The organism is Bradyrhizobium algeriense, from assembly GCF_003062295.1.
In the GTDB taxonomy this organism is placed as follows: domain Bacteria; phylum Pseudomonadota; class Alphaproteobacteria; order Rhizobiales; family Xanthobacteraceae; genus Bradyrhizobium; species Bradyrhizobium algeriense.
Genome location: NZ_PYCN01000188.1, coordinates 1 through 651 on the forward strand (window position 1 = coordinate 1; position 651 = coordinate 651).

The 651-nt window shown below is 65.0% G+C and carries 1 pseudogene; it reads right to left on the reverse strand.

The window, feature by feature from the left end:
* Positions 1 to 169: 169 nt before the first annotated feature.
* Positions 170 to 651 (reverse strand): annotated as a pseudogene (locus C7G61_RS43035) (transposase family protein); the annotation flags it as partial.

A 651-nucleotide genomic window follows, 5' to 3' on the forward strand; every position in this document is an offset into this window, starting at 1 on the left:
TGCGCCCTCCGCTTGCGATGTGAGGTTTGTGCCATCGCCTGATGCGCGCGTCGCCAAGCAGACCAGGCGATGACAAAGGCAGGCTCGATCCGGCGTTGCTGGAGGCGTGTGGCGACGCGGCGGATTTCCTGGACAGACCAGCGTACCAACGCTGCAGCCTGGCTTCGTCTCGACTTTTTTGGGGTGAGGTGAAGCGGTTGGCGCGCTCGCGCACCACCGCCATCATGGCCAAGGCCAGCATCACCAGCGACACATGCCGATGCCAGCCGTGCCACGAGCGCGTCTCATTGTGCGTCAGCCCCAGCTCCGTCTTGGCGGTCTCGAAGGCATCCTCAATCGCCCAGCGTTGGCCCTCCACCCGCACCAGCGTGTCGATCGGCGTGCCGGCCGGACACCAGGTCGAGAAGAACGCCAGGTCCTCATCACTGAGGCTGCGTCGGATCAGCAGGCCACGCGTCCACAGGCCGGTGAGGTTGTCGTTGTACTCCTCCGCCTCAAGATCAGCGAGTTCGAGATAAGCCCAGTCGTACAGGCGTGCTCCCTTCGTGCCGTCGCCCGCCGACAGGCGCGTCCAAGCCTCGGGCGCAAGAGCCTGCGCAATCTTCTCGGCCGTGCCGGCCACTTCGGGTTTGTCGATCCAGGACGAGAACT